At 41.9% G+C, this 20,584-nt stretch carries 25 protein-coding genes; 10 read left to right on the top strand and 15 right to left on the bottom strand.

The window, feature by feature from the left end; all coding sequences use genetic code 11:
• The first annotated feature begins 170 nt into the window (after window positions 1-170).
• Both BMX56_RS28275 and BMX56_RS28270 read left to right on the top strand, forming a co-directional pair.
• Window positions 171-839, top strand: a complete 669-nt coding sequence (locus BMX56_RS28275) for an autotransporter outer membrane beta-barrel domain-containing protein (protein ID WP_090653073.1) — start codon at window positions 171-173, stop codon at window positions 837-839.
• A gap of 190 nt (window positions 840-1,029) precedes the next feature.
• Window positions 1,030-1,605 carry a YceI family protein gene (locus BMX56_RS28270; RefSeq protein ID WP_090653072.1) on the top strand — a complete coding sequence of 192 codons (576 nt, stop codon included), beginning with the start codon at window positions 1,030-1,032 and terminating at the stop codon, window positions 1,603-1,605.
• A gap of 64 nt (window positions 1,606-1,669) precedes the next feature.
• Here BMX56_RS28270 and BMX56_RS29940 read toward each other — a convergent pair whose 3' ends face one another.
• Window positions 1,670-1,891 carry a hypothetical protein gene (locus BMX56_RS29940; RefSeq protein WP_143065554.1) on the bottom strand — a complete coding sequence of 74 codons (222 nt, stop codon included), beginning with the start codon at window positions 1,889-1,891 and terminating at the stop codon, window positions 1,670-1,672.
• Window positions 1,892-2,299: 408 nt separating this feature from the next.
• Window positions 2,300-2,692 (bottom strand): hypothetical protein, encoded by a 393-nt coding sequence (locus BMX56_RS28265; RefSeq protein WP_090653071.1) that lies wholly within the window; start codon window positions 2,690-2,692, stop codon window positions 2,300-2,302.
• Between the two features lie 116 nt (window positions 2,693-2,808).
• On the opposite strand from BMX56_RS28265, the gene BMX56_RS28260 reads away from it, so the two are divergent.
• A complete protein-coding gene (locus BMX56_RS28260) occupies window positions 2,809-4,059 on the top strand; it encodes a DUF2130 domain-containing protein (RefSeq protein WP_177183952.1) in 1,251 nt (416 codons plus the stop codon).
• An 84-nt stretch (window positions 4,060-4,143) separates the two neighbouring features.
• Here the strand turns inward: BMX56_RS28260 and BMX56_RS28255 are convergent, their stop codons facing one another.
• Window positions 4,144-5,742: a PAS domain-containing protein gene (locus BMX56_RS28255; RefSeq protein WP_090653069.1), complete on the bottom strand. Its 1,599-nt coding sequence runs from the start codon at window positions 5,740-5,742 to the stop codon at window positions 4,144-4,146.
• 210 nt (window positions 5,743-5,952) lie between these two features.
• Here BMX56_RS28255 and BMX56_RS28250 point away from each other — a divergent pair, with 210 nt between their 5' ends.
• Entirely contained in the window at window positions 5,953-6,876 is a 924-nt protein-coding gene (locus BMX56_RS28250; RefSeq protein WP_090653068.1) for a ChbG/HpnK family deacetylase, read from the top strand.
• Window positions 6,877-6,878: 2 nt separating this feature from the next.
• On the opposite strand, the gene BMX56_RS28245 is transcribed toward BMX56_RS28250, so the two are convergent.
• Window positions 6,879-7,091, bottom strand: a complete 213-nt coding sequence (locus BMX56_RS28245; RefSeq protein ID WP_090653067.1) for a hypothetical protein — start codon at window positions 7,089-7,091, stop codon at window positions 6,879-6,881.
• A 176-nt stretch (window positions 7,092-7,267) separates the two neighbouring features.
• On the opposite strand from BMX56_RS28245, the gene BMX56_RS28240 reads away from it, so the two are divergent.
• Window positions 7,268-8,275 (top strand): ABC transporter ATP-binding protein, encoded by a 1,008-nt coding sequence (locus BMX56_RS28240; RefSeq protein WP_090653066.1) that lies wholly within the window; start codon window positions 7,268-7,270, stop codon window positions 8,273-8,275.
• Window positions 8,276-8,341: 66 nt separating this feature from the next.
• Here BMX56_RS28240 and BMX56_RS28235 read toward each other — a convergent pair whose 3' ends face one another.
• The 6 genes from BMX56_RS28235 to BMX56_RS28210 form a co-directional block, all read right to left on the bottom strand.
• Complete coding sequence (locus BMX56_RS28235) at window positions 8,342-9,304, bottom strand: EamA family transporter (RefSeq protein WP_090653065.1); 963 nt, start codon at window positions 9,302-9,304, stop codon at window positions 8,342-8,344.
• 7 nt (window positions 9,305-9,311) lie between these two features.
• The gene (locus BMX56_RS28230; protein ID WP_090653064.1) at window positions 9,312-9,791 is read right to left on the bottom strand and encodes an Lrp/AsnC family transcriptional regulator; all 480 of its coding nucleotides are present in this window, start codon (window positions 9,789-9,791) and stop codon (window positions 9,312-9,314) included.
• Window positions 9,792-10,101: 310 nt separating this feature from the next.
• Complete coding sequence (locus BMX56_RS28225; protein ID WP_090653063.1) at window positions 10,102-10,386, bottom strand: DUF3892 domain-containing protein; 285 nt, start codon at window positions 10,384-10,386, stop codon at window positions 10,102-10,104.
• A 148-nt stretch (window positions 10,387-10,534) separates the two neighbouring features.
• On the bottom strand, window positions 10,535-10,747 hold the full coding sequence (locus tag BMX56_RS28220; RefSeq protein ID WP_090653062.1) for a hypothetical protein: 213 nt from the start codon (window positions 10,745-10,747) through the stop codon (window positions 10,535-10,537).
• A 54-nt stretch (window positions 10,748-10,801) separates the two neighbouring features.
• Window positions 10,802-11,455, bottom strand: coding sequence for a hypothetical protein (locus tag BMX56_RS28215; RefSeq protein ID WP_090653061.1), 654 nt, complete (start codon window positions 11,453-11,455; stop codon window positions 10,802-10,804).
• 10 nt (window positions 11,456-11,465) lie between these two features.
• A complete protein-coding gene (locus BMX56_RS28210) occupies window positions 11,466-12,725 on the bottom strand; it encodes a metallophosphoesterase (RefSeq protein ID WP_090653060.1) in 1,260 nt (419 codons plus the stop codon).
• A 242-nt stretch (window positions 12,726-12,967) separates the two neighbouring features.
• Between BMX56_RS28210 and BMX56_RS28205 the strand changes: the two genes are divergently transcribed.
• On the top strand, window positions 12,968-13,168 hold the full coding sequence (locus BMX56_RS28205) for a hypothetical protein (RefSeq protein WP_143065553.1): 201 nt from the start codon (window positions 12,968-12,970) through the stop codon (window positions 13,166-13,168).
• Between the two features lie 191 nt (window positions 13,169-13,359).
• Here BMX56_RS28205 and BMX56_RS28200 read toward each other — a convergent pair whose 3' ends face one another.
• Both BMX56_RS28200 and BMX56_RS28195 read right to left on the bottom strand, forming a co-directional pair.
• Window positions 13,360-14,010: a Pr6Pr family membrane protein gene (locus tag BMX56_RS28200; protein WP_177183951.1), complete on the bottom strand. Its 651-nt coding sequence runs from the start codon at window positions 14,008-14,010 to the stop codon at window positions 13,360-13,362.
• A gap of 16 nt (window positions 14,011-14,026) precedes the next feature.
• On the bottom strand, window positions 14,027-14,626 hold the full coding sequence (locus tag BMX56_RS28195) for a hypothetical protein (RefSeq protein ID WP_090653057.1): 600 nt from the start codon (window positions 14,624-14,626) through the stop codon (window positions 14,027-14,029).
• Window positions 14,627-14,791: 165 nt separating this feature from the next.
• On the opposite strand from BMX56_RS28195, the gene BMX56_RS28190 reads away from it, so the two are divergent.
• The 3 genes from BMX56_RS28190 (at window position 14,792) to BMX56_RS28180 (ending at window position 16,003) form a co-directional block, all read left to right on the top strand.
• Entirely contained in the window at window positions 14,792-15,025 is a 234-nt protein-coding gene (locus BMX56_RS28190; RefSeq protein ID WP_143065552.1) for a hypothetical protein, read from the top strand.
• A gap of 69 nt (window positions 15,026-15,094) precedes the next feature.
• The gene (locus BMX56_RS28185) at window positions 15,095-15,592 is read left to right on the top strand and encodes a VOC family protein (protein ID WP_090653055.1); all 498 of its coding nucleotides are present in this window, start codon (window positions 15,095-15,097) and stop codon (window positions 15,590-15,592) included.
• 66 nt (window positions 15,593-15,658) lie between these two features.
• Window positions 15,659-16,003 carry a DUF7957 family protein gene (locus BMX56_RS28180; protein ID WP_090653054.1) on the top strand — a complete coding sequence of 115 codons (345 nt, stop codon included), beginning with the start codon at window positions 15,659-15,661 and terminating at the stop codon, window positions 16,001-16,003.
• Between the two features lie 164 nt (window positions 16,004-16,167).
• Here the strand turns inward: BMX56_RS28180 and BMX56_RS28175 are convergent, their stop codons facing one another.
• From BMX56_RS28175 to BMX56_RS28165, 3 genes are all read right to left on the bottom strand, one after another.
• Window positions 16,168-16,383 (bottom strand): hypothetical protein, encoded by a 216-nt coding sequence (locus BMX56_RS28175; RefSeq protein ID WP_090653053.1) that lies wholly within the window; start codon window positions 16,381-16,383, stop codon window positions 16,168-16,170.
• 133 nt (window positions 16,384-16,516) lie between these two features.
• Window positions 16,517-16,918: a hypothetical protein gene (locus BMX56_RS28170; protein ID WP_177183950.1), complete on the bottom strand. Its 402-nt coding sequence runs from the start codon at window positions 16,916-16,918 to the stop codon at window positions 16,517-16,519.
• A gap of 25 nt (window positions 16,919-16,943) precedes the next feature.
• A complete protein-coding gene (locus BMX56_RS28165; RefSeq protein WP_255369948.1) occupies window positions 16,944-17,516 on the bottom strand; it encodes an RNA polymerase sigma factor in 573 nt (190 codons plus the stop codon).
• 132 nt (window positions 17,517-17,648) lie between these two features.
• On the opposite strand from BMX56_RS28165, the gene BMX56_RS28160 reads away from it, so the two are divergent.
• Complete coding sequence (locus BMX56_RS28160; RefSeq protein WP_090653051.1) at window positions 17,649-20,498, top strand: hypothetical protein; 2,850 nt, start codon at window positions 17,649-17,651, stop codon at window positions 20,496-20,498.
• Window positions 20,499-20,584: the final 86 nt, after the last annotated feature.

Raw genomic sequence — 20,584 nt, 5'->3', positions numbered from 1 at the left:
CTTACTCATTCTTTCCGAAAAAACCATCGCTAAATATCGTTTTTGAAAACCAGGATAGTCAATTATTCTTAGCCGCTTAACCCGAACTCACGTTATTTAATAATAGACTTTTGGGTAAAATAACGGCAAATAAATGCCGTTTCAACTGCTCAACAAACTATTATTACAATATGAAAAAAATCCTGCTTTTAGTCCCTGCATTTTTATTGGCTTTTCAAATTTCAAAAGCTCAAACCGAAAAAGGTTCGCAAACATTAGGTGTGAATTTGATTTTCAACACTCAAAAATCGAGTAATGTAAGCGTCAATCCATCTACCGGCACCTCAAGTAATACCAAAAACAAGTACAATAATTTTGGTATAGGGCCCAATTACAGCTATTTTATTGCCGATAAACTGGATATAGGGGCCAATTTGAGCTATGATCATTTAAGTGTCGACAATGGCGAATTCAGTTCGCCGTCAACACACCATCAGTATGATTACGGCGCCCAGATATTTATCAGAAAGTACTTTATGTACGGTGACAAATTAGGTTTACGCGCAGGCCCATACCTGGGCTATAGCCGATACAATGTAAAATATACCTACGATTATCCCGGTGCTGCTGTAAATTCAAACTCAAGCAAAACGGATAGCTATAACGCCGGTATAAATCTTGGGCTGGTTTATTACCCAACAAAAAAAATAGGAGTATCAGCCACGTTGGCTAATATCTATTATGCCCATTCAAAATCAGATGATGGAGCTCAAAGTCACGGAAGCACGGATAGCTTTAACGGCAGTTTTATAAGCAATGGATTGGGTCTTTCATTATTTTACGTATTTGGTGCTAAGTAACCACCGCCCATTTACCACGTTCTGGTAATCCATTTGTTACGCCGAAAATACTGTTTACCCCACTAAATTAGTCGTGATTTGTCATCCCAATTTAATAATTAAATGTTCAAACATTTAATCGCTTGTTATTCCAATTCTTTGTATACTTTTGGGTCATTAAAAAAATCAAGTCTCAAAAAAATTTAAAAAAATGAAAAAAATCTTTATCCTGTTGGCATCGGCATTTTTGTATACTGCTGCATCTGCACAAACTACCTGGACTGTTGACAAAGCACACGCAAATGTTAAGTTTACAGTTACCCACTTATTGGTAAATGATGTTGATGGTACCTTTAAAACTTACGATGCTACTATTGTTGCTGCAAAGCCAGATTTTAGCGATGCTAAAGTTTCGTTTACTGTACAAACAGCATCTGTAAGCACAGATAATGATTACCGTGATAATCACTTAAAATCAGCCGATTTTTTTGATGTTGCCAATAAGCCAACACTTACTTTTACAAGCACAGGTATCACAAAAACATCTGATAAACATTATGCGGTTACCGGTAACCTTACTTTAGCTGGTGTTACCAAACCGGTAACTTTTGACCTTTGGTACCGCGGTACTATCCAAAACCCGATGAGCAAAGCCGATGATGCTGGTTTCCAGTTAACAGGTACAATAAAACGTGCTGATTTTAACTTTGGCAGCAAATTTGGTTCGGCTATGTTAAGCGATGAAGTTACTATTAAAGCCAATGGCGAATTTGCTAAGGCAAAATAATTACAATATTGTTTAAAACGCAAGCGGCGTACCTGTTAAAATGGGTACGCCGTTTGTTTTTTTGTTAATTTTTGTTGCGCTGGTATTGTACTTTAAGCTGCTGTTTTTGCAGGTAATAAATGATGATGGTACATATGACAATTGCTGCTACCAATGCCGCACCGGCAATAATGTGTATAACGGGTACCTGGTAATTGGGGTTGATTAGTGATTCGGTAACGTTTGGGATAATGAGGGCGATGAGTGGTAAACAAATAAATAACCGCAGTAGTCCGAGTTTTTTCATAATGATTATTAAATTATGTAAGCCTTTGCTACAGGTGGCCAAATAAATGGGGGCCAGGAGATAAAGGTTTTAGTGATGGTTTGTGGTGACAAATGTGGCAAATTGATACTTAGTAAAAAATACCCACAATTTGGTATTTTAAACTACTATTAAGTCGGTAGTCTGAAGTCTGTAGTCGGAAAGTCCGAAGTGTGCTTGAGATTGATTCGTTATTTTGTGGATGGCAAAACACACCCGTTTTTTTTGCATACGCATGTATTTTAGAAAGAATAATTGAGACGGGAAAGCGGGAATAGTGTTAAGTCAACAGTATTAAGTCGTCAGGTTAAAGTTGAACTTTTTCTTTTTCGACTTATAGCTTAAGACTTTGGGCTAAATACAATCCATCAATTTATCGTTGACACGACACTAATCGGCCAGGAGGTGTTTTAAAGTATCAAACCAAAGTTGGTTTTTGGTGCCGAAGAACCGAAGATCCACAATAAGGTAAACTATGGCAGTATCGTCGCCTTGTTTGTAACGTAACCTTAAGGGTTGGCAAAAAAGGCCCTTGTTTCTGACCAACGATCTTTTGTAAACGTCATCAAATCCAAGATATACTTGTTCAAGCTTGTTTAAAGGGATATTTAAGTAGTTGTAGCCATCAATAACCAGGCTTGTTGGGGTCAATATAATTTCACCCTCACGATGGTGGGGAGGCGGAGTTAGCGAAAAAAGGGCTCCGGCTTCGTCGATCAGTGTAAGCGCCGCGATTTCGTAATCGTAGCTCCACAAGACCTTGCCAATTTGTAAAATTTGCATTGATGTAATGTATAAATAATAATTGATAACTGCAAGTATTACATTTTCGTCAAAATTTGGCGCTGTATAAATTCCTATATTTGAGGTGCGAAAATGTTTTTCGCGTGATAAAAAGTATGGCTACAGAAGTTAAGTGCCCCAGTTGTGGTTTTGGTTTTCCGATAGAGGAGGTGATGGCCGAGGAGTATAAAAAAGAGCTCCGGGTTAAAATGCAGGATTATACCCGCCAAAAAGAGGAGGAATACCGTAAAAAAGACGAGGAGTTTTTAAGTAAAGAGCGGCAGCAAAAAGCCGAGTTTGAACAGCGCCTGAATGCCGAAAAAAAACAACTGCAGCTGGTGCTGGAGGAAAACCTGCGTAAATCCATAAGCCAAGATTATGAAAACCAGGTGCTGATGCTTAAAAATTCGGCGCAGGAAAGCGAAGAAAAATTAAAGCTATCGCGCCAGAAAGAGCTTGAGTTTTTACAACGCGAAAAACAGCTTCAGCAAAAAGAAGAGGAAATGGAGCTTTCATTGCAACGTAAGTTGCAGGAGCAACGAAATGAACTGGGCGAGCAGATTCGCCGCCAGGAAGCCGAGCGGCATAGCATAAAGGATATTGAGTACCAGTTAAAAGTAAAAGAACTGGAGAAGCAACTGGACGACCAAAAGAAGCTTGCCGAAGAAATGAAACGCAAGGCCGAGCAGGGGTCAATGCAATTACAGGGCGAAGTGCAGGAACTGATACTGGAGGAGTTATTGCGTAATTATTTTCCTTTCGATTTAATAAGTGAAGTTGGCAAAGGCGTTCGCGGTGCCGATTGTATTCAAACCGTTCGTAATCAGTTTGGGCAGGAGTGCGGTAAAATTATTTACGAAAGTAAACGTACCGCTACCTTTGGCGCCGACTGGATTGACAAACTCAAAAAAGATATGCGCAGCGTTGGTGTAGATGTAGCAGTTATTGTTACGCAATGCTACCCCAAGGGAATGGATTGTTTTGGCGAAAAGGATGGAGTTTGGATTTGTAGTTTTGACGAGGTGAAAGCGGTATCATATATCCTGCGCGATGGCGTAATCAAACTGTCAAACCTCATCAAATCTCAGGATAATAAAGGCGATAAAATGCACCTGTTGTATGATTACCTAACCAGCAGTGAATTTTCTGAGCAATGGAAGGCCATCAGAGAAGGTTATATGAGTATGCGCCTATCCATCCAAAAAGAACGCGACGCGATGGAAAAAATGTGGAAATCGCGCGAGAAGCAGCTGGATAAGGTATTGTTAAACGCCGCGCATATTAAAGGCAGTATTGAAGGTATTGCCGGCGCAGATAGCATTCAGCTAAGCCTTACAGATGATGAGGATACTTTGTTGTTGGATTAGGGACGCAATTTGATGATTTGCCAGATTATCAGGACCTTTCAGGGTGAAAAAGATAGTTTCAGTATTTATTTGGCCATTAGATTTTTAAGTGCCTAACTTAGGTATTAAATCTATCTGCTCATCCTCCGATTTTCTGATGATGCCTAAAATGATGCTATCGAGTTCATGTACCGATACGGAAATAAAATTGAGTACCTGATCATAATCCTTTGATTGGGTATTTTCATCAACCAATAAATCAAGCAGGCCCATGAGCCGGGCAACCGGGGTTCGTACAGTGTGGGCCTGGGTCCAGGCTATTTCTTTGAGTTTTATATTTTGTTTTTCGATAGCATTTACGTGGTTTTTTGTTTGGGTAACATCGCGCTCGATAGAGATCCAGTGGGTTGTTTTGCCCGCTGAATCCTTAACTGGTGATACCGACTTACTACTCCAGAAACGTTCGCCATTCTTTTTAAAGTTAATTACCTCAACTTCAAATGCTGCATGCAGATCGAAGGTATTTATTAAGTTATTTTGACCAGCCGCCGCCGCATTATTACCCCATAAAATATCGGTTACAGCCCCAATCGCTTCCTGCCGGGTGTAGCCGGTAATATTGGTAAATGCCTCGTTTGCGTATACTAATTTTCTTTGCAGGTTTTCATTGGCTTCGGCCTCAAAAATCAAAACCGCATCTGTGGCGTAATTCAATACCGATTCGGTAAGGCGCAGCCATTGTTCTTCTTCTTTTTGGCGTGTAATATCCTGCATGGCGCCAATAACCCGTATAGGTTTGCCGTTTGCCTCCCTGATTATCAAAGCCCGGTCAAGTATATGTTTGTATTTGCCATCGGCGCATAAAAACCGGTAATCAAGCTGTAGGTGATTGTTTTTGCCTGTAAACGCCCGGGTAAGGCCCCCGGTAACTTTTTCCGCATCGTCGGGGTGCAGCTTGGTGTTCCACCAGTTGGTTACATTGGCAACTTCGCTTAATTTGTACCCAAAGGCCTGGTTCATACCATAGTTGTACTGAATGGTATCATTAATGATATCCCAGTCCCAGATGGTATCGCTCGTGGCCTGGGCAACCGTTTCGTACCTGTTGTTACTTTGCTGTAGCCCGTTAAAAAGCGTAGGTAAAAGTTGCGCAGTAACAGCACTTAAAATAATAAGGTTTATTGATACGGCTATCCACGAGCCGAGACTGTATTGCAAGGCGATACCATCAGATAAAAGTTTAAAGTGAATGCAAATACCTACCGAAATGCAAATACCTATGTTGATGTAAACTGTACAAAATGGCCGTGTACCCGGAAATATAAGTAAACAAAAAATGGTTATTCCCAATAAATAAAGCAAACCCGGCCCGTACCAGCCAAGATAGTAAAGCAAAAACACGGCAAGCAGGTACAACAATGTAATAAGCAACAATTTACGGGCCGGTATACTTATACCATGCAATAATGCTACGGCCGAAATGGCAAACACAATTAAAAAATCAAAAACAGCAAGCGTGTAAAAATGATTTGAAATACTCATGTACCCGCCGGGAACCAGGGCGATAACGAAAAGCGGCAGCAGGTAAGTCATTATTGCTGCGAATAGTTTGTTGCTCCAGTAGGGTAGTCCATGCAGTTGTTCGGTGTTTCCTAAACAGTTGCGGTTAACCAGGGTTTTATAGTATTGCCATATATATTGCATCAATAGCGGTTAATGCCGGTATTTAGGGGAGGGCCGGCATTACGAGTGACAAGATATTAAATAAACGTAAAAACTACACGAATAAATGTGCCCAGCGGGTGATTTTTTATAATATTTACATTTTATTATTGCCATTAATGATGGTTTTTTGCCCTTTTCGGCTATTTTTAGTTTAATCTTTTATTTTCTTATTGATAAATCCCTGATTTGATGAAAAATACGTGTGTCTGGTACCTGTTTGGATTAATGATGGTTACCTGGTTGAACCCGGTGGCCGCACAACAAGTTGATAAATTGCCGCAATTGCTGATAAGGCTTGACGATATTGGCATGAACCATTCCGTAAATATGGCCGCCGAAAAAATGGCCCAAACAGGCTTGCCTTTTTCAGTATCGTTACAGTTTGCCTGCCCATGGTACCAGGAAGCTGTGGAGATTTTAAAAAAATATCCAAATGTAAGCGTGGGAGTGCACTTAACCCTAACATCCGAGTGGAAAAACTACCGCTGGGGGCCTGTTACAGGGCGCACTGCGGTGCCGGGCCTGGTTGATGAAGTTGGCTATTTTCCGCATTCAACATCGGCATTTGCTAAAAGTGGTTATAAAATAGAAGAGGTAGAAACAGAACTATCGGCACAAATTGAACGTGCATTGGCCTCGGGGCTTAAAATTACCTATATCGATCCACACATGGGCATAGCACTTTCGACACCCGAGCTTCGGGCGCTGACCGAAAAACTGGCGCATAAATATAAATTAGCTATATCAACCCTAAGTAGTGTTACTTATTTTGGCGAAACCTATATGGAAATGTGGGGCGAACCGATAGCTACCAAGAAAAAGGTTTTTTTGAATTACGTGAGCACCAAACTTAACCCCAACAAGCCAAATCTGGTGGTTATTCATACAGCCACGCCCAGCCCCGAAATGGATGCGCTGGTAGATATGAACAGCAACATGATGAATACTAAAGAGGGTAAACCCCTCACCAGCCTTCATCGCCAAACAGAACTGAACATGTTGCTATCGCCGGAATTTAGGGCGATGGATGGAAAAAAATTCAGGATGATTAATTACGCACAATTATTGGCTGGCAAAGATATAAGCATACTTAAAGCTGTTGATAATAAATAGGCTTATTTACTTTTTGATAAGGCAATTACAGCTATGCCTCCTATAATTAATGCGCCGCCTAAATACGGGGGCCAGTTAACAGTTTTTTGCTTATCAACAGAAACCTGGAGTGGACCGGCGTCGATAACTTTTTCCTTTTTGGTATAAGTAAAGCCCGTCCAGATGAGCATGATAGCGCCTATAACGATAAGTGCTATACCAATGGTTTTGTTCATGTTTGTAGTTTTAATGTTTCGCTTTTATAGGAATGGCCAGAGTTGTAAATTGTTTGCGGAGATACAAAATATAAGCTTTAGCTTTTGTGGGTAACAAACTTTTTATAGCTTAGGTACTTTATAAGGCCATAGTTATTTGCCTGCATCAAAAACTTACGCGATAAAAGTATACAGGAATGCAAGATGATTTGATACTCGAAACCATATCTGTTACCAAAAACTTTTTTGGCGATAAATCAACCGGGGTAAACAACATAACCATATTTGTGCCCAAAGGGAAGATAACCGCTATAGTTGGCGAAAGCGGCAGTGGTAAAACCACACTCCTGAACTTATTGTTTGGTACCCTGCAACCCGATCATGGCGAGGTTTTTTTTAAAGAGGAACGGGTATTGAGCCGGGAACACGGTATACAACATGCACACCAGGTAATGCGGATGGTTACCCAAAACGGTGTTGATATGAACCCCAAATCGACTGTTTGGGAAACTGTGCGTGATGGAATGCCTCCTGAAGACCACAGCCACGAAATAAAGCTGGTTACCGAAGCCCTTAATATGCTTAATATTTATCCGCTAAAAGATTATCCCTTCGGTAAGCTAAGCGGTGGCGAAAAGCAGCGGGTTACTATCGCCAAAGCCCTCATAAGCAGGCCGCAGGTTTTACTGCTTGATGAACCTTTTAACCAGGTTGACGCCTATTACCGGGAAGCCCTGCAGCACGATATCAGGCAGATTGTACGGGAGTGGAAAACAACCGTGGTGCTGGTATCGCATGACCCGGCCGAGATACTATCAATGGCCGATGAACTTATTGTAATAAAAGAAGGCGAAATTGTTGAACATGGCCCACCCGATAAATTATACCACTCGCCCAAATTGCTATATACCTCGCAAATACTGGCCAGCAGCAGTGTGCTTACATCAACCCAGGCCAAAGTTTGCGGAATTAAAAGCAAGCGTGGTATTGTTGTTGTATATGCCGAGCATGTGAAAATTGCAGCCATTGGCAAAAAATGGCTTATAAAAATGATCCTGTTTAAAGGTTTTTTTGAAGAGTTGATTATTGATCATAATGACGTTACCCTGCGTGTAATGAATTACAAGAGAGGTAAATACAAAGTGGGCAGCAAGGTGAGCATAAAAATAACCAGGTACTTTGAGTTTGGGAAATGGGAAAATTAGAGTCAAGAATTAAGAGTCAAGAATAAAAGATAGACATCAATTTCTTGGCTCTTCTCCTCGAATGTGTTATTCAACCAAAATTGCTTCCTGTTTCACTGCTTTCTCTTTCCTGTATTTGCTCAAATTAATCAGTAGTACACTTGCCAGTATCACCACCAGGCCGGCCACCTGTATAAGGGTAACACTTTCGTGGGCAAAAAGTACGCCCAATATTACAGCTATAACCGGGTTTACGTAGGCGTAAGTACCAACCTGTGTTGCCGGGCGTACCTGTAACAGCCAAACATAGGCGCTAAATGCAGCTATCGATCCAAAAACGATAAGGTATAGCAGCGCGTACCAGCTATGTGCCGGTATCGCGCCCCAGTTAAGTGTTTGAACTTCGTGGCGTAAAAAGCTCGATGGTATAAATACGACACCTGCAAACAGCATTTGCCATGCGGTATTTACCGCTGCCGATCCTTGCGTATTGTAATGTTTTGAATAAAGAGAGCCCGATGCCCAGCCCAATGTACCTACTATTAATAAAAGCATTCCGGGCAGTTTTGACGGCCCGGATGCCGGTCCCATCATACTTTCTATCTGCTCGCTAAATAATAATATTACACCTGCAAAGCCAATTACCAGGCCAATAATGGTGCTTTTGTTTTTAAAATTGGTGCCCCAGTTTGGCTTGTCAAGCAATACAAACCATATTGGCGGAGCTGATACCATAATTGCTACCATAGCACTTGGTAGGGCTTGCTCAACCCATATCACTACCCCGTTGCCAATTACCAGCAATAAAAATCCGCTTACTGCCGCATGGATCATATTGCGCTTTACAAAAATCCGCTCGCCTTTAACAGCACACCAGGTAAGCAATAAAGCGCCTGCCATAAAAAAACGGATTGCGCCCAGTAAAAATGGTGGGAAACCATCAACAGCCATTTTTATAAAAAAGTAGGTAGAACCCCAAACCAGGTAAACCGTAGCAAAAGCTATGATAACCAATAAGGGCGAGGCGGATTTTTGTGAAGATGTGGCCATGGTATATTTATTTTTCGGGTATAACTAATTGTTGTTGTTCTTTCACGGTTTCGAGCACGATGGTGGTACGTGTGTTCAAAATGTGTGGTATTTTGCTAAAGTGTGTACGCATAAGGTGCATCAGCGATGCCGAATCATAAGTGCGTACCTTAATCAGGTAGCAATCGTCGCCGGCTATATGATGTACTTCCTGCACTTCGGGTATTTTGGCCAGCTCCTGCGTGGTTTGGTCAGAACCCGGCCCGTCGGCGGCTTTCATAAAAATGAAGGCCAGCAATTTTTGCTGCAACGCGGTTGGGTTTATTTTGGTTACATATTGCTGAATAACATTTTTTTGCTCCAGCTTTTTCACCCGCTCCAATATCCCCGAAGGCGCCATTCCCAACTCCCGGGCCAGGTCGGCGTTTGATATGCGGGCGTTGTCCTGCATCAAGCGTAATATCTGCAGATCGGTTTTGTCTAAAACTATTTCTGTTTCGTTAATCATGCGGTAATATTAGTTATTAGCAGAATTAAATTCAATAATAATTTATAAAAATGAATTTAATTCGACAAAAGTATGGTTTAGGAGGTGTGATGGAGTCGGGTTAAATAAACGAGGATGTTTTATGAAACGTAACCCAATATTAAGGCGGCGTTTGTTTTATGCGGGTAATCCCAAGCCTAAGCTCTTAATTCTTGGTTCTTGACTCTTCTTCAGGGGGCAAAAAAAAGCAAACCTCCGTTAAACATATAACGGAGGTTGCTTACAAGGTTGAGGTATAAAAAACGAAGGTTTAGGTTTTTTATAGGTTTTTTTAGGCCGATAGGCTTAACAGCCTGTCGGATTTTGTTTCATCAAAAACAGTACGTACATATTTGAGGCCGCTTTTGGTAGTTGCTGTGAGTAATTTGGATTTGTTGCCTTCGTCATCAAGAATATAAGCCAGGCCGTTATCATTTATCCAATCGAAAAGTACATCCCTGGTGGTAATGCCGCGGTTTTGAGTATGATCATCAATCCACATTAACGAGTTGATAGCCAGGTAAGGGTTATCATACGCATCGCTGGTTCTGTGAACACCGATTATTTGTAGGGGCATCGTTAGTTAATTTCAGGGGTTAACGATGTTAAATGTCGGGATTTTAAAAACGGCCGTCAATCCGTGAAAACACGGTATTTGACCCCGTTAAAATACGGGGTCGAAAAGTCGCATCCGGCCTTTGTAATGTCAAAATAAATGTTATAGGTTAAATCTTAATAACCTTATCATTCTTGTATTCAGGTTGTTTGTGCTTGCCTGGTTTTGGGATATTTTTAACTATCGTGATAAGCGCGCTTGCAATAAGCCCGGTAGCTTTTAGGCCAAAATGTACAAAGGGCTTCATCACCTCACAGGTACTGTGTGCTGGTTTCACTTCTGTGTTTCCTTTGCCTATCTCTTTTACGTTGGATGTTGCCATGTTTTTATGTTTTTTATAGATATGGCATAACAGGTATAAAAACCTTGCCAGAAATCAGGATGACCAATCTATATCGCACAACACAACAAACCAGTTACCTTTTTTCTTTTCCAGGAAAATATCATAGCCCTGGGCTACAACAAGCCCGCCGCGTTTTTCAATGTAGGCAAAAGCTTTGGTCTTATTGTGATTAAAAAACACCGCCGACATCCTGAACATGCCTGCGTTAAAGAAAACCGGCGGCAGTTTTTTTCGTTGATTATAAAGCGAGTATTCGTAGTTATAAGTAAAAGCAAGGTTTTTAAGTTGGAAAATGCCTGGTTTCTCGTTAATGATCACTTCGGGCGCCCAGCTATCTACCAGCATATTTTTTACTATATCTTTGTCGTTCCTGTGCCTGTCTTTAGCCTGTTTTTTCAGATAATCCTCTGGTATCCTCATCAAGGTATCGGCAATGAAAACGTACAGCCTGGCAGTATCTAATTGGCTTTTTAGCTGTTCGATATTGTCCGTTTCAGACGCGGGGAACTTGTACTTAATCAGGTGTTTTTTTAAAGTACTATCCGAAGGCATGATATAATTAAAGGCAAGTGTAGTTACCGCCGCTTCATCTGATGGAACATACAACTTATTAATCGGTTTAGGCTTGGGATGCCTGCACGAAGCAAAAATTAGCAGCGCCAAAATCAATTGTAGCAACTTGTTCATATCGGTGTGGCTAAGCTGTAACCTTTTTCTTCAACTCAATAACAGTAACCTCGGGCCAAATGCCAAGCCTGCCGCTAAAGGCCAGGAAACCAAAACCACGGTTTACATATAAGTAACGGCCTTTTTCGTTGGCCAGGCCCGCCCAGTCGAGATATTTGTATTTAACCGGGCTCCATTTAAAGCCGGGAATCTCTACGCCAAATTGCGCACCATGTGTATGGCCCGATAGGGTGAGATGGATGTTGGCCGAATTATATCGCACGTGATCTTCCCAATGGGTAGGATCATGCGATAGCAACACCTTAAATGCATCTTTGGGTACATCACGGAGCGCTTTATTTAAATCGCCCATTTGTATGAAACCACGACCCCAGTTTTGAACCCCGATGAGCGAGATTTTTTGGCCTCCTTTTTCGATAGTAACATTTTCGTTGAGAAGCAGGCGGTAACCCAAAGTTTTATGGTGCTGTTTCAGGGTTTCCAGGTTGGCAGCTTTGGCTTCGGGGCTTTTCCATTCAATATAATCGCCGTAATCATGATTACCCAGGATAGAAAACTGGCCGTAAGGCGCTTTTATCGATCCAAACCTATTTAAATAAGGCTCAATTTCTGAGGCAGCATTGTTTACCAGGTCGCCTGTAAAAACAAACAGGTCGCTTTTTTGCGCTATGGCCAAATCTATGCCCTTTTGCATGGCCGCTACATCATCAAAACTACCGGAGTGGATATCAGAGAGTTGGGTTATGGTAAACCCGTCAAAGGCGGCAGGCAAATCATCAAAATAAAGGGTTATTTTGTGTAAGCGGTAATCATATTTGCCCTTCAGCATTGCGTAAAAAAGAGAAGTAAATGGAATTGCGGCTACCAAAACTGCAATTTCGCTGATGAATTTTCGGCGGGCCGGAAATACCGGTTTATCGTGAGATTGCGTTGCCAATTTAAATAAGCCTGTCAGAAACCGCCCGATATCGCCCAAAAACATTACAACTATAAAAAATAGTTTGGTGATAAAAAAAGTGAGGAACAGGCTCAATACCCATTCATGAAAAGGCCGCATGCCGGTATTGGTTTTAAAGGCCTGCAAGCCGGTTACAAATAAAACTGTAACACCAATTGAAATCAGCAGGTATCCCCATAAAAGTATTTTTTGCCAAAGCCGGGAGCGCCAGCCGGCAATTAATGTTTTTAACCCGGAGAATACATACCAGTCAATTAATAAACTAATTGCAGATATAATCAGGAAGACTTTCAGAAGACCGTTGACATGCATAAATAAACAGAAAAAAAGCAATTTAATAAAATATTAGCGCTTCTCAATCGTCATCATACTAACGGGCGCCCGGTTACAAGCTATTTGTTAAACAATGTTAAACCTTTTTAGGGGCAACAATAGATAGGGTTTTTAAGGCGTTTTATGAAAGTTAATCAAATGATTAATTTTTGACTTTAAACAAACACTGCATTAGCAACAAAGAATTATTTTTGAAATATCAATTAAAACAAACAACTACCATGGCAATATTAACAATCCAAATCCCCGACACCGAAGTAACCACGCTATCAACCATTGTTGAACGTATTGCAGGCAGCATATTAAAAGTAAATGCCGACGAAGACGTTTACACCAATGATTGCTTACAAAAAGAAGAAGATCATTTTATAAAAAGCAAACTGGCCACATCGTTCCCGTTTAACCATTTATGGAACGATTAAAGCCGTAACAATTTGATATCCTGTTAATAGCCATATAGGAAGCCGAAAACTTAAGGTTTTCGTAAAAAAGACGCCGGACCTGAAAATTCCGGCGTCTTTTTTAGCTTTCAATTAGGTGTCGCCACATCGCATGCTATAACCTGGCAAGTTATTACGCTAGGTTTTTAGAGGGTGCTAATCAGCATAAAGTATTATTGATATGTCCTTGTTGCCAGTTTGTTGTTTAGCACCAGAAATAAGCACCCAAACAATAAAAAAGCCATCATCACCAAAAAAGAATTGACAGCTACTTGCTGATAGCCCAGTTTATCGGCATCAACAAACGGGTAGGGGTAAAAATGGAAAACAGCACCGCGGATAAGTATATAAATAAGGTATAATAACGGGTACCACAACCAACTGGCCGCCTGCTGCCACGATAATTTTGTTTTAGCGGTAAAAAACAGCCAGAAGATAACAAAAGCTACCGGGTTAAATACATGGGTTAATTCGTTGGTTAGCGCAAACAAGCCATCTAAATTTACAATGCTGCGTAATACCGTGTTAAAAATAAGGCCCACTATGGTGATGTAAAGCGCTACAGCAGTGACTACACTGTTGTTGTTAAAGAATTTTTTAAACGCCGAAGCTTTGTTTAAAACAACAGCAACCAGGCAAAGCCCAACCAGTATATTACTTAGTATTGTAAAAAAACTGATGATTTGCACTAAGGCGCCACCAAATGTACGGCCTTGTTGCATATAGGCAGCTGTAGAAATAATAAATTGCAAAATGACAGAAAACCAAACTATCAACGCTAATATTATGGCGTAAATGAATGCCAGTTTATTTAGTTTTTGCACAATCATGGGTCGGGTTTTATCGCTTATTAACGCTGTCTAACATAACTTGTAACGAATGGTTGTTTTTACGTACACTTTCTATTACACCAACATTTGTTTTTACGAAGGAGATTAACTTATCCGAGGGCTCATCGGTTCTGATCACTTTGTTGGCTTTCATGTTACGGAACAATGCCTGCGATGTGCGTATAATTCCCCAGGGTAATCCCCACCAACCCATTAAGGCTGTTGACGCGGTAGCACGTTGGTTGGCTTGTTGCAGGCATGAAGGGCAGGCAATCATAAGCTTTTTCTTGTAATGAGTTAATATAATAAAGCTTTTAACACTGCCAATTACTATTGCGTTAAGTGGTTGGGCCGTACTACTGCAAACCGGGCATGGCTGGTTGCGGATAAGCGAGATATAGCTATCAATGGCTAAACTGTCCGGAGTGGTAAGTTGCACATTTACGCCGTTCATAATACCTTCATCCAGCCCGCGGCTTTTTATCTCGGCTTTTAGTAAATCTAACGCCTCGGGTCTTAGGCTTGCGGCTTCGGTTATGGCAAGGCGGGTAAGCTTATCGTCGCTTAGGTTTTTGTAAGTGGTTTTTAACTGTTCAATATCAGGCTGCATGGCAATAAATATAATAAAAGAAATTAATACCAGCCTGGCGAACTTTTGTGGGCAATAGGCTTGCCAGGTGCATATTGAATGGCATATTATGGTAAAATATTTTTTATTGCATTATATTAACAAATAAGCAACCGTAGCAGGTTATTGAACGTAAACAAAGATAATATGAGGAGTTACGTTAATATACCAAAAACGATAAACTGCAGGTTTTGTAAAACATGTGGTGCGCGCCCGGTTATTGAACTGGCGCCAGAAGGCCTTTACGTGGTTAAATGCCCCAACGATGACGGCCATTACCAAACCCGTATGGGTTTAATAGATATTGATGACTGGAACAGGAACAATACGGTTAATGTTGTCCCCGAAACCGAGTTTGATCACCAATATCTGGTTAAGTAATATTTCTGTGATTTGGCCTTAGTGTTATATAAACACATATCTTTAGGTTTTTAAACCAAAAAACTTAAAATGAGCCTTTTACTTAATCCTAATACCCGCAAACCGGGTAGCTTTAAATTAATATGGTTAATTGCTGCCCTTATGTTGCCGGGCTTTTGCTTCGCCCAATCGGGCACCGATGCTGTGCCGGTGGTTGATCATGTTGCCATTTGCGTAAAAAATCTTAAAAAAAGCACCGCGTTTTACACCGATGTAATGCATCTGCGCAAGGTAGGCAATCCATTTAAAGATACGGTACACCAATGGTACAGCCTGGGCAACGGGGTAAAATTACATGCCATCCAGGGCGATTGCGCTGGTGTACACCCAATAGCCGAACATTTGTGTTTTTCGGTTGGCTCTGTTCAAGAGTTTGCCAAAGTTTTAGAAAGCCACAATATTAAATACAGCAACTGGAAAGGCGATAGCAAAGAGCCAACCTTAAGGGCCGACGGTGTGCTGCAACTATATTTCCAGGATCCGGATGGTTATTGGATCGAAATTAACAGCCCGGCGCCAAAGAAGTAGTGTAGGTTTTACGTTTTACGTGGTATGTTGTACGTTTGAATTAGAATAGACTTTCATAATTATTAAATGAGTTATAGTATAAGCGGCAACACTTTAACTTTTGCAAATAAAACAAATGTTGATTTCGAAGATCCTATTCTTAAGGTATTAGAGGTTGAAGGTTTGTTGATAATAGTATTAGATACACCAAACGGAAAGAACGATAACAGAAACGTTTTTGCATTTAGCATAACAGGCGATTATTTGTGGCAGATAAAAAATGTAGAGTTATATTACAACGGCGATTGGCGTCCGTACACCGACGTTGCTATCAACAAAGAAAACGAAACCGTTCTTTTTAACTGGTGTGATACTGCTGTTGTAATAAAGCCGCAGGATGGCGAAGTGCTCAGAAGATATCTGACTAAATAATCCTTTTCTTTTAGGTTGTACGTGATACGTTTTACGGTTTGTTGGGGCGTATAAGAATTACGTTCAGCGTAAAAGTCGGAAAAAGTAAGCCAGGGTAGGTTGTACGTTTTACATTCGCTGTATATGATTTACGTACAACGTAAAACGTCACACGTACAACCTAATCAGTATTCCAGCTCCCGGCAATGTATCCCGGCGCCTATCAATAGCCTTTCGATGTAGCGGGGCGAAAGGTTTTCGGCCTCGATGCGGAGTATATTGTCGCAGTCTTCTAGGTCGAAATTCCATTGGGCGATAGCCGGAATTTTGGTAAGCAAAGTGGTTACTTTGTTTACCTGCCTTTTTTGTTTAACGCTTGTTGAAAATACCAGGATATTCATTTTGGTGAGTGGTGAATGGTGAATGGTCAGTGGTGAAAAGCGGTGAGTTAGTGAGTGGTGAGTTGAATAGTGAACGGATTATAGCAACGTAGGTATACCTACTCCCCATTCACTACTCACCCCTCACCATTCCCTATTCTCCTTTTTCTTCTGTCGATGCAAAATCGTCCCATGGGCGGCGGCCAAATCCACCGTGGCCGTGATGATCCCAGTTGCACATGCGGTCTTTTATTTTGGCTTTAAATTTTTCCTTTTCTTCGGGGCTCATGTTTTTAAAACGTTCTTCCATACGTTTGCGCATCCACGGCGAGCCTCCGCGGGCCCAGCCCGGTTTACTGCCTTTACCAAAACCAAACAGTATTTTGCATAGTACAAATATGCCCATGGCCTGCCAAAACGTTATTGCGCCTACGTGCAATATTGCGGGCAGCAGGTTGTTCCATAACTGCATCACCACAAAACTGATGAGCGCCAGGATGGCGGCCGCTCCTATAGGGAACAGTATAAACCGCGCTTTATAAAATGATCTTTTCATTATCTTTTAATGTTTTAAATTCTTTTTAATATTCTGTTATTTCAAGGTATAACTGTTTAAGCCTTTTGCGCAGATGCAGTACTGCGTACCGCTTGCGCGATACCAGCGTGTTTATATTTTGGCCGGTGCGGATAGCTATCTCCTCAAACGGTACATCGTCAAGCTCATGCCAAATAAAAACCTGTTTCTGTTCCTCAGGCAATTCGTCCAGTGCCAAAAATAATTCGTCCCAAAACAGGTTGCGCAGGTATTCGGTTTCGGGTGTACTGGTTTCGGCAAACAGGATCGATTTAAAATTATCGGTATCCTCTTCATCGTCATCAGTAGCAAGCATATCATCCAGCAGGGTCTCCGTCTTTTTTTTATGCTTGTCCGTTATTTTGTTGCGGGCTACACGGTACAGCCACGCGCTTGTTTGCTCAATGGGCTCCGAGTTGATAACCGAACTAAACTGGTACCATACATCCTGCAGAATGTCTTCGGCATCGGCATCGTTGTTTACCCGCCGCCTAATAAAACTCAACAGGCTTTTACCATACGCTTTAATGGTATGTATAATATGACTGTTTTTGTCTTCGGGCATTACGGCTGTTATCAATTTATTATTCCTTTAAAGGTACAGACGATTGATGATTGAAAACATTTTAAATTATTTTGATTTTGTTAAAAAAAGTAAAGTGGGGCCAACATCATTGCTTAAATTACAAAATCTACCTACTTTCAACCCTTAATGAACAAACGCCCGTCTGCTTATAAAATATTGACCAAATTGCTGGCACCTTTGCTGTTTACCATAGCAACTACGGCGGCTGCCCAGGAGTTTGGGGGCAATCCTCCGTCTATCAAGTGGAAGCAGGTAAATACACCGGCAGCTAAAGTTATTTTCCCTTATGGGATGGATACGGCGGCAGTTAATGTGGCCAATATTGTGCAGCAAATGAGCGGGTTGATAAAGCCTACTATAGGTAATAAGCAACGGCAGGTTAGCATTGTTTTGCAAAACCAGACAACCATTTCAAACGCGTATGTAGGTTTGGCGCCCTTCAGGAGCGAGTTTTTTTTAACACCCGAGCAAAATAGCTTTGATATAGGTAGCCTGCCCTGGCAGCAGCAACTGGCCATACACGAGTTTAGGCACGTGCAGCAATACAATAATTTCAACGTAGGTTTATCCCGTTTTCTGCACATCCTTTTTGGCGAAGGCGGGCAAGCCCTGGGTAACGATCTATCGGTACCCAACTGGTTTTTTGAGGGTGACGCCGTATTTAACGAAACCCATGTAAGCCGGCAGGGCAGGGGGCGCCTGCCATACTTTTTTAATGGTTACCGTGCCTTGTGGGCAGCGGGTAAAAATTATAGCTACATGAAGCTGCGCAACGGATCGTACCGCGATTATACGCCCGATCATTACCCGCTTGGCTATATGCTGGTTGCCTACGGCCGGGATAAATATGGCGACGACATCTGGAAAAATATTACGCACGATGCAGCCGGCTTTTATACCGGTTTTTATCCTTTTCAAAAAGCCGTAAAAAAATACACGGGCACCAGCTTTAAAGCATTTGCAAACCAGGGGCTTGATTATTTTAAAGGACAGTTTGCGGCAGATATGCAAAATCAGCCTGTTAAAACTGCAGCCCCCAAACACTTTGATGCCGATAGAGAGTATCCCGCTTTTGTAAACGACAGTACGCTCATATATATGAAGAGCAGTTACGATCATGTGCCGGCCTTTGTGGTTAAAACCAGAGAAAAGGAACGTAAAATAAGTACACGCTCTTACTCGCTCGATAATTATTTTGATTACCGCAACGGTAAAGTAGTTTATGCTACCTATCGCCCCGATGCCCGCTGGGGATATCGGGATTACAGCGAATTGATGTTATTGGATGTAAACACAGGGCAGGAGCACCGCATAACCCAAAAAGCAAAGTATTTTGCCCCTGCCTTTAGTGCCGATGGTAATAATATTGTAGCCGTACAGGTTGGTCCGTCGGGTAAAAGCGAATTGCATATATTGAATGCTGATGGTAAGCTGCTGAAAGTTGTGCCTAACCCGCAAAAGCTGTTTTATACTTATCCTAAATTTTACAAAAGCGACCGGCTGCTTTCGGCGGTACGGAACACCGAAGGTAAAATGACTTTGGCGTTGATTGATATAGCCACAGGCAATGCCCAATATTTGCTGCCGTTTACATTTAAACCGATAGGTTTTACAGCGCTAAAAGGCGATACGGCATACTTTTCGGCCGTTGTTGAGCGGCAGGACAGGTTGTTTGCCTTAATGGTTGGCGCTAATAAACTTTACGAGTTATTGCCAATGGCTAATGATGCTACCATAGGCAGTTATCAGCCCGCTGTTACCGATCATAAAATGGCCTGGGTTGGTTTTACCGCAACCGGTTACCAAATAACCGAAGCAAACCGCAAAGAGTTGAAATGGATTGATGCCGGCGATTTATATGCCAACAGCAATTTGCCCCTAATGGGGATACATGCACTTGAAAAAGACAGCTCGGCCAATATGCTGGCCCGCGTTACAGATAAACCTTTGCCGGTTACCAAATATTCAAAATTGCATGGCTTGTTCAACTTTCACAGCCTTATCCCAAACATCAGCGATCCTAATTATTCGGTGGCTATTGTGGGCGAAAACGTGTTGAATACATTTCAGTCGCAGGTTTCTTTCAACTACAACACCAACGAAGGTTATAAGGAGTTTAGCTTTGATGCCATATATGGCGCGTTGTTCCCCTACCTGTCTGCCGGTGCCGATTATACTTTAGATAGGAGGGGCTTCTCCAAAGGACATTATGTGTACTGGAACGAAACCCAGCTGCATGGCGGTTTGCAGGTACCGCTCAATTTTTCGCAAGGCAAAAACTTTACCGGCCTTACCATCGGCAGCGATCTGTATTTTAATCGTACCAGTTTCCAGCAGCCCTACGCCGCCCAGTATGCCGATAGGAGCTATACTTACCTCAATAATTACGTAGCGTTTAATAATCAAACCCAAAGAGCCCGCAAAAATATTTACCCGGCCTTTGCGCAAAGCATCAGCGTAAATTATAAGGCTACAGTTGCTGGTGCAAGTGCCACGCAATTGTTGGCTACAGGCTCATTTTACTTCCCCGGCCTGGTTACCAATCATAGCTTTGTAGTTAGCCTGGCGCACCAGCAAAAGGGTAAGGACGATGTAATAAGTTTTTCTAACGATTTTCCTTTCAGTAAAGGCTACGCGGCCCAAAACCTGGAGGATATGAACAAACTGGGCTTAACTTACCATTTCCCGATAGCCTATCCCGATGGCGGTTTTGGCAATTTGGTTTACTTGCTGCGCCTGCGTGGGGCTTTGTTTTTTGATTACACCCACGCCACCGCCAATAATTTTTATACCGATGGCAGCAGTTTTAAACAAAACTTCCGCTCGGCAGGAGGAACGCTTTTTTTTGACACCAGGTTTTTTAACCAAAACAGCATCTCGTTCGGTATCAGGTACAGCCGCTTGCTGGATGAAGACTTTTTTGGAGGAACAGGCAGGAATAGGATAGAGCTGGTATTGCCGGTTACGTTTTTTTAGGGAAGAGGGAGAAGCGACACAAAAGCTGGGTCACGCGTGATTCCCTCCCTCGGGAGGGTAGGGAGGGGTTCTACGCCATTAAAGTA

It is taken from the genome of Mucilaginibacter sp. OK283 (assembly GCF_900110415.1).
Classification (GTDB): domain Bacteria; phylum Bacteroidota; class Bacteroidia; order Sphingobacteriales; family Sphingobacteriaceae; genus Mucilaginibacter.
The sequence above is the reverse complement of the archived record's forward strand: the minus strand, read 5'-3'. Positions and strand labels throughout refer to the sequence as shown.

What these genes read in the sequence shown, in the direction of transcription:
- BMX56_RS28275 (WP_090653073.1), top strand. Translation starts at nt 171, where the DNA reads ATGAAAAAAATCCTGCTTTTAGTCCCTGCATTTTTATTGGCTTTTCAA.
- BMX56_RS28270 (WP_090653072.1), top strand. Translation starts at nt 1,030, where the DNA reads ATGAAAAAAATCTTTATCCTGTTGGCATCGGCATTTTTGTATACTGCT.
- BMX56_RS29940 (WP_143065554.1), bottom strand. Translation starts at nt 1,891, where the DNA reads ATGAAAAAACTCGGACTACTGCGGTTATTTATTTGTTTACCACTCATC.
- BMX56_RS28265 (WP_090653071.1), bottom strand. Translation starts at nt 2,692, where the DNA reads ATGCAAATTTTACAAATTGGCAAGGTCTTGTGGAGCTACGATTACGAA.
- BMX56_RS28260 (WP_177183952.1), top strand. Translation starts at nt 2,809, where the DNA reads ATGGCTACAGAAGTTAAGTGCCCCAGTTGTGGTTTTGGTTTTCCGATA.
- BMX56_RS28255 (WP_090653069.1), bottom strand. Translation starts at nt 5,742, where the DNA reads ATGCAATATATATGGCAATACTATAAAACCCTGGTTAACCGCAACTGT.
- BMX56_RS28250 (WP_090653068.1), top strand. Translation starts at nt 5,953, where the DNA reads ATGAAAAATACGTGTGTCTGGTACCTGTTTGGATTAATGATGGTTACC.
- BMX56_RS28245 (WP_090653067.1), bottom strand. Translation starts at nt 7,091, where the DNA reads ATGAACAAAACCATTGGTATAGCACTTATCGTTATAGGCGCTATCATG.
- BMX56_RS28240 (WP_090653066.1), top strand. Translation starts at nt 7,268, where the DNA reads ATGCAAGATGATTTGATACTCGAAACCATATCTGTTACCAAAAACTTT.
- BMX56_RS28235 (WP_090653065.1), bottom strand. Translation starts at nt 9,304, where the DNA reads ATGGCCACATCTTCACAAAAATCCGCCTCGCCCTTATTGGTTATCATA.
- BMX56_RS28230 (WP_090653064.1), bottom strand. Translation starts at nt 9,791, where the DNA reads ATGATTAACGAAACAGAAATAGTTTTAGACAAAACCGATCTGCAGATA.
- BMX56_RS28225 (WP_090653063.1), bottom strand. Translation starts at nt 10,386, where the DNA reads ATGCCCCTACAAATAATCGGTGTTCACAGAACCAGCGATGCGTATGAT.
- BMX56_RS28220 (WP_090653062.1), bottom strand. Translation starts at nt 10,747, where the DNA reads ATGGCAACATCCAACGTAAAAGAGATAGGCAAAGGAAACACAGAAGTG.
- BMX56_RS28215 (WP_090653061.1), bottom strand. Translation starts at nt 11,455, where the DNA reads ATGAACAAGTTGCTACAATTGATTTTGGCGCTGCTAATTTTTGCTTCG.
- BMX56_RS28210 (WP_090653060.1), bottom strand. Translation starts at nt 12,725, where the DNA reads ATGCATGTCAACGGTCTTCTGAAAGTCTTCCTGATTATATCTGCAATT.
- BMX56_RS28205 (WP_143065553.1), top strand. Translation starts at nt 12,968, where the DNA reads ATGGCAATATTAACAATCCAAATCCCCGACACCGAAGTAACCACGCTA.
- BMX56_RS28195 (WP_090653057.1), bottom strand. Translation starts at nt 14,626, where the DNA reads ATGCAGCCTGATATTGAACAGTTAAAAACCACTTACAAAAACCTAAGC.
- BMX56_RS28190 (WP_143065552.1), top strand. Translation starts at nt 14,792, where the DNA reads ATGAGGAGTTACGTTAATATACCAAAAACGATAAACTGCAGGTTTTGT.
- BMX56_RS28185 (WP_090653055.1), top strand. Translation starts at nt 15,095, where the DNA reads ATGAGCCTTTTACTTAATCCTAATACCCGCAAACCGGGTAGCTTTAAA.
- BMX56_RS28180 (WP_090653054.1), top strand. Translation starts at nt 15,659, where the DNA reads ATGAGTTATAGTATAAGCGGCAACACTTTAACTTTTGCAAATAAAACA.
- BMX56_RS28175 (WP_090653053.1), bottom strand. Translation starts at nt 16,383, where the DNA reads ATGAATATCCTGGTATTTTCAACAAGCGTTAAACAAAAAAGGCAGGTA.
- BMX56_RS28170 (WP_177183950.1), bottom strand. Translation starts at nt 16,918, where the DNA reads ATGAAAAGATCATTTTATAAAGCGCGGTTTATACTGTTCCCTATAGGA.
- BMX56_RS28160 (WP_090653051.1), top strand. Translation starts at nt 17,649, where the DNA reads ATGAACAAACGCCCGTCTGCTTATAAAATATTGACCAAATTGCTGGCA.